Origin of the sequence: Methylocucumis oryzae (assembly GCF_000963695.1) — a bacterium.
Taxonomy (GTDB): domain Bacteria; phylum Pseudomonadota; class Gammaproteobacteria; order Methylococcales; family Methylomonadaceae; genus Methylovulum; species Methylovulum oryzae.
Window position 1 is genome coordinate 1 of sequence record NZ_LAJX01000058.1, and the last position, 5,147, is coordinate 5,147.

8 protein-coding genes and 2 pseudogenes are annotated in these 5,147 nt (G+C 44.7%); 9 read left to right on the forward strand and 1 reads right to left on the reverse strand.

Annotated elements, in window-relative coordinates; all coding sequences use genetic code 11:
* Positions 1-692 (reverse strand): annotated as a pseudogene (locus tag VZ94_RS06725) (type I glyceraldehyde-3-phosphate dehydrogenase); the annotation flags it as partial.
* A 355-nt stretch (positions 693-1,047) separates the two neighbouring features.
* On the opposite strand from VZ94_RS06725, the gene VZ94_RS06730 reads away from it, so the two are divergent.
* The 9 genes and pseudogenes from VZ94_RS06730 to VZ94_RS06765 all read left to right on the forward strand — a co-directional run.
* Positions 1,048-1,296: a hypothetical protein gene (locus tag VZ94_RS06730; protein ID WP_045778650.1), complete on the forward strand. Its 249-nt coding sequence runs from the start codon at positions 1,048-1,050 to the stop codon at positions 1,294-1,296.
* A gap of 138 nt (positions 1,297-1,434) precedes the next feature.
* Entirely contained in the window at positions 1,435-1,656 is a 222-nt protein-coding gene (locus VZ94_RS06735) for a hypothetical protein (RefSeq protein ID WP_131655485.1), read from the forward strand.
* A gap of 284 nt (positions 1,657-1,940) precedes the next feature.
* Entirely contained in the window at positions 1,941-2,399 is a 459-nt protein-coding gene (locus VZ94_RS06740) for a hypothetical protein (RefSeq protein ID WP_045778652.1), read from the forward strand.
* Positions 2,396-3,016, forward strand: a complete 621-nt coding sequence (locus VZ94_RS06745) for a glutathione S-transferase family protein (protein WP_045778653.1) — start codon at positions 2,396-2,398, stop codon at positions 3,014-3,016. Before VZ94_RS06740 ends, VZ94_RS06745 begins: the two co-directional genes overlap by 4 nt.
* Before the next feature lie 30 nt (positions 3,017-3,046).
* A complete protein-coding gene (locus VZ94_RS06750; protein ID WP_045778656.1) occupies positions 3,047-3,442 on the forward strand; it encodes a bacteriohemerythrin in 396 nt (131 codons plus the stop codon).
* Positions 3,442-4,032, forward strand: coding sequence for an alpha-ketoglutarate-dependent dioxygenase AlkB family protein (locus VZ94_RS06755; protein WP_045778654.1), 591 nt, complete (start codon positions 3,442-3,444; stop codon positions 4,030-4,032). Before VZ94_RS06750 ends, VZ94_RS06755 begins: the two co-directional genes overlap by 1 nt.
* Positions 4,033-4,061: 29 nt before the next feature.
* Positions 4,062-4,622: a metallophosphoesterase gene (locus VZ94_RS06760; protein ID WP_239649694.1), complete on the forward strand. Its 561-nt coding sequence runs from the start codon at positions 4,062-4,064 to the stop codon at positions 4,620-4,622.
* Entirely contained in the window at positions 4,606-4,860 is a 255-nt protein-coding gene (locus VZ94_RS28230; protein WP_239649695.1) for a metallophosphoesterase family protein, read from the forward strand. Before VZ94_RS06760 ends, VZ94_RS28230 begins: the two co-directional genes overlap by 17 nt.
* 42 nt (positions 4,861-4,902) lie before the next feature.
* Positions 4,903-5,147: pseudogene (locus VZ94_RS06765) on the forward strand (hypothetical protein); the annotation flags it as partial.

Genomic DNA, 5,147 nt, shown 5'->3' on the forward strand with positions numbered 1-5,147 from the left:
CTAATTTACCAGCTAACTCAGGCAATACTAAACCCACTGCCGCAGCAGCACCGGTTTTAGTAGGTATCATCGATTGTGTTGCAGAACGTGCACGACGTAAATCGCTGTGATACACGTCGGTTAACACTTGATCGTTTGTATAAGAATGTATTGTTGTCATCAAACCATGAACAACACCGATAGCATCATGTAAAGGTTTAACTAACGGCGCCAAACAGTTAGTTGTGCAAGAAGCATTAGAAATAACGGTATCACTGGCTTTTAACGTAGTGTGGTTAACGCCAAACACGATAGTCGCATCCACATCATCACCGCCCGGCGCTGAAATAATGACTTTTTTTCGCACCTGCTGTTAAATGCGCTGATGCTTTGGCTTTGCTGGTAAAAATACCGGTACACTCATGTACCACATCAATACCTAACTCACCCCACGGTAATTTAGAAGGGTCACGCTCAGCAAATACTTTGATTCTATCGCCGTTAATCACCATGCAATCACCGTCAACCGATACTTCAAACGGGAATTTACCATGTACAGTATCGTATTGCGTTAAATGAGCGTTTGTTTTCGCATCGCCTAAGTCATTGATAGCAACGATTTCAAATTCATTGTTACGACCTGCTTCGTACATAGCGCGCACGATATTGCGACCGATACGGCCATAACCATTAATAGCAATTTTAATTGGCATTGAATCTCTCCAGAGAGTAGTGACAGTTCCCACAAGATGTGGCTAAAAAACAAAAAAAAAACGTCGCCACTATACCAAATTACCTGCTACCTCGTCTATGCAGACATTAGCGCTAAGCCTTAAGATTACTGGCTTACACCTTGAAAATAATCATAATAATGCTGTTAACCGCGTGTTTAACAGGCTTTACCTACGATAAACAAACAAACCAATGCCCAAGTTTAGCCGCAAAATATCATAGCTTAGATAAAAAACTTCACGCTCACTACTAAGCAGAATAAAATCATTTTCTCTCTCAACACACACTACCCATCACTATGGCGACCACTAAAGAATCACGCGGCACTTGTCAATTTTGCGGCGAACCTGTAGCAAAGCCAAAGCCGCAATAAGCGCTGCTGACGCTAAACAGACTAAAGCAGCTTCTTTGTACCATATCGTCGTACAAGATAAATATGCAAAAGACTTCTGGCTGCATTTAGAAATGAATGGCAGCGCCAAATTAAAAGACTTAGACTCTTATCTGCGCGCTATGTGGCTTGAATGCTGTAGGCATTTAAGCGAATTTTCGGTGAGCACTTTGATGACGCACCTTTTAGCATGACTAAAACCGTGCAAAAAAGTTTTTTCAGAGTTTACACAATTAGAATATGTTTATGATTTTGGTACATCATCCGAATTAAGCATAAAAGTAGTCAACGAGCGCAGCGGTCATCCACTTAGCAATCACCCCATTTTTTTAATGGCGCGTAATGAAATGCCCACTCCACCTTGCATGGAATGCAATAAAACAGCGCGCTGGCTATGTATGGAATGTATTTACGAACATGACGAAAGCGGATTTTTATGCAACGAACACGCCGACAGCCATGAACATGATGAATATGGCGAACCGATTGAACTGGTCAATTCACCCAGAATGGGTATGTGCGGCTATGAAGGTCCGGCAGAAACGCCTTACTAATTCCTGATAGTCAACAACCGCTAGCTGTTGGCAACTACTCTAAGCGTTCACATTCGGTTTTTTGAGTAGAGTACGCTTACGTCTGTGTAACCTAATATTCGCGTAGATTTAAGCCACTTTGTCAGGTTTACGACATTAACATGACGCTTAACATAGATTAACAGCACTGGCAAAACGCCCGAAAACTCCTTGCTGAAAAGCGTTCTAACCAAGCTTAGCCAGAGCGCGCTAGTTTGGCCTCATTATTGAATGCTAGTTTGCCTGACTTGAAAAGGAAAGCATCTATGCACCCAGCCATCAATACCGATAGCATTACCCAATTCCATCGTTATATCGCCGAGCAAAAACCACTGCTGAGAAAACGCTACGAACAATTGCTAGCTCAAGACTTGTCGCAGCAACAATGGGATGGTTGCTTCGGGCGAAATTCACTAGCCGTTTTAGGCGAAGCTTATGATGAGGCGTTAGCATTTATAAAAACACTGGTTTTTGATAGCCGCACAGTGCCCATCAATCAGGGATTATCCGAATTGACCAAAGCGTTGTTGGTGGCTTTTGATGGCTTTGTTGATGAGTTTTTGCTGTTTGCCGTCGATAAACACCGCACTTCTTGCGCGTTATCCAATTTCCCCGATGAACATAAGCCGGACACGGTTTACTTAAATGCCGTGAGACGGGACATTGCTGGGCTTTGGCAAAACTTTGCGCTCAATGTCAATGCTTATATTTTGGAACACGTATGAAATTGTATATGACGCCTGGTTCCTGCTCGACCGGTATTCATATTTTGCTGGAAGAGTTAGACCTGATTTTTGAAGCACATCTGGTCAACCTTATGGCTGGCGACCATACCACGCCAGAGTATCTGGCGATAAACCCTAAAGCCACCATCCCAACGTTAGTTCGCAATGACGGTAGTGCGTTAACCGAATTTCCGGCTATCGCCTATTGGTTGGCGCGCAGTTACCCTAAAGCCAAATTGTTGCCAGACACTGTTGACGGCGAAACACGGGGGATTGAACTCATGGCTTATGTCGTCGGCACGATACATGGGCAAGGCTTCGCACGGATTTTCACAACGGACAAATTCACCGTCAATGCCGCTGATAACGAGGCAGTAAAAGCCCAAGGCTTGGACATCGTCAACAAGGCGTTTACTGTCATCGATGCTTGGTTGCCGCCGCAAGGCTATGCGCTAGGAGCATTCAGCATCGCCGACGCTGCATTGTTTTATGTAGAATTTTGGGCGGATAAGACAGGTATTGCATTACCAGAACGCTGCTTAGCGCATTATCGCCTAATGCTTACACGTCCGGTGGTTAGGCGCGTGTTAATGGAGGAAGGTTACCGTGTCGAATAACTTAGGACGCTTTAATAAATGAGGTAGATGATGGCGTTACTTGAAAAAACTGCCGCACTGAGCGTGGCTTATACAGCGATAGACGAGGATCATGCTGAGTTTATCAATTTGTTGAACGCGCTAGACATGGCTACTAACGCAGATTTTCCGGCGTTATTCCAACACTTATATGAACATACAGAACAGCATTTCGAGCGGGAAAATGTGTTGATGACCCGCTCTGCCTATGCTGGCATAACCGACCATAAGGCAGAACATCAACGCGTGCTGGGGGAGTTCAAACAATTTAAATCACGGGTTGATAAAGGACTGATTAGCTTTGGGCGGGCATTTATCAAAGATAGATTACCGCAATGGCTGGTATTGCATGTCACAACAATGGACACCGCACTGGCTACGCATCTTAATAATCAACCACCAAGTTAATGACTGCGCTAAGCTGCCCCGAATTACGCTTGATAGACGGCTTTTACGATGCGGCCGAAAGCGCACAAATTTATCAATTGTTGCACGGACAAGACTGGCCTGAAAACCGTTATATCGTCGCTGGACGGCAATTTATCTTGCCACGGCTGCAAACATGGCACGCCGATCCCGGCATCCGTTACAGCTATAGCAATAACTTGCTAGAAACTCGGTCGTGGACACCGTTGCTATTGAAAATTCGAGTACAGATAGAGGCGTTTTTGCAGGTTTCGTTTAATTCAGTGTTAGTAAATTTGTACCGCAACGGAGAGGATTATGTCGGTTGGCATTGTGATAACGAAGCAGAACTAGGCGAACAACCTTTAATCGCTTCATTGACATTCGGCGCTACCCGCCCGCTGCAATTCCGACATAAACAAACCGGGCAACGTGGACAAGTCTTATTGCCTAGCGGCAGTTTACTGGTCATGCAACCCAATTTTCAACATCACTGGCTGCATAGTATTCCGCCAGAGCCAAACTTGATGACTGGGCGGATTAATCTGACGTTTCGTAACGTTGTACCTGTCTCTGAAAAAATTGATGCGTAATACCAACGACACTTAAACCAAGGAATGATATGACTACTTACGCCATCAGCAGTGTGAAAGGCTATTATCGACCGCTAATGAAGTTATTGGAAAAAATCCAGTTTAATCCTGAAAACGACTGCTTATGGTTTGTTGGTAATTTAATCAACGAAGGACCACAGTCACTCGACGTGCTGAGATTTGTCAAAAGCTTAGGAAAAAAAGCTGTAACAGTGTTAGGCTCTCAGGAATTGCAGTTATTGGCTATTGCCGAAGGTATTATCCAGCCAGCCGCAACGGATACGCTGGATGAAATCCTCAATGCAGCGGAGCGCGATGAATTATTGCAATGGTTACGCCGTCGGCCGTTTCTCCATCACGATGCCAAACTCAATTTCACCTTAGTTCATGCTGGTATCCCTGCGGATTGGACATTTAGTAAAGCACTAACTTTCGCTTGCGAAGTCGAGTCGCTGTTATCACAAAACACTTACCGGGCGTTTTTTAGAAAACCAAGGCCAAGACCAATCGCGCAGGAATGCCAAATTGAACGGCTGGAAACGAGCGCGGTTTATCAGCAATGCCTTTACCTTAATGAGCTATTGCGATGAAAATGGCAAATTGGTTTTTCATGCCAGCGGCCCTGTTTGCGAGCAAACCACAGGCTTAATCCCTTGGTATCGAGTACCCGAACGCAAGACCTCTAATTTGAATATCATTTTTGCCGATGAGGCTCATTTTGCCGATACGGCTTTCCCTGGCATTTACCCGTTGCCCACGCAAGACAGCTTATCGGCGCTAACATTAACGGCAATACCTGAAACAATCAGCGTTACTTATTGTGACTGAGTATCGTGTCATTATAATTTCCCCCTTAGACAAGGAGAACCCATGACGAAAGAGCACGTCACCCTATGGGTACAGACGCATCCTTTAACCCCTGTCCACATCGATTGCGCGATTACCGTCATGCTGAAAATCTTAGATGGCAAATGCAAAATGCCGACAACGGAAAAGCAAATCATGGAATGGCTTTATGATGAAGTGAAAAACCAGCCTAGCATGCTGCTGAATACTTCAGTGCATGATTTAATCCAACACGCACGCGAAAACCTAGATGATGCGATGAAAAGCAT

Bases quoted from the DNA above. Each gene is read 5' to 3' on its own strand.
- VZ94_RS06760 (WP_239649694.1), top strand. From the start codon at position 4,062: ATGACTACTTACGCCATCAGCAGTGTGAAAGGCTATTATCGACCGCTA.
- VZ94_RS06750 (WP_045778656.1), top strand. From the start codon at position 3,047: ATGGCGTTACTTGAAAAAACTGCCGCACTGAGCGTGGCTTATACAGCG.
- VZ94_RS28230 (WP_239649695.1), top strand. From the start codon at position 4,606: ATGAGCTATTGCGATGAAAATGGCAAATTGGTTTTTCATGCCAGCGGC.
- VZ94_RS06755 (WP_045778654.1), top strand. From the start codon at position 3,442: ATGACTGCGCTAAGCTGCCCCGAATTACGCTTGATAGACGGCTTTTAC.
- VZ94_RS06735 (WP_131655485.1), top strand. From the start codon at position 1,435: ATGGCGCGTAATGAAATGCCCACTCCACCTTGCATGGAATGCAATAAA.
- VZ94_RS06745 (WP_045778653.1), top strand. From the start codon at position 2,396: ATGAAATTGTATATGACGCCTGGTTCCTGCTCGACCGGTATTCATATT.
- VZ94_RS06740 (WP_045778652.1), top strand. From the start codon at position 1,941: ATGCACCCAGCCATCAATACCGATAGCATTACCCAATTCCATCGTTAT.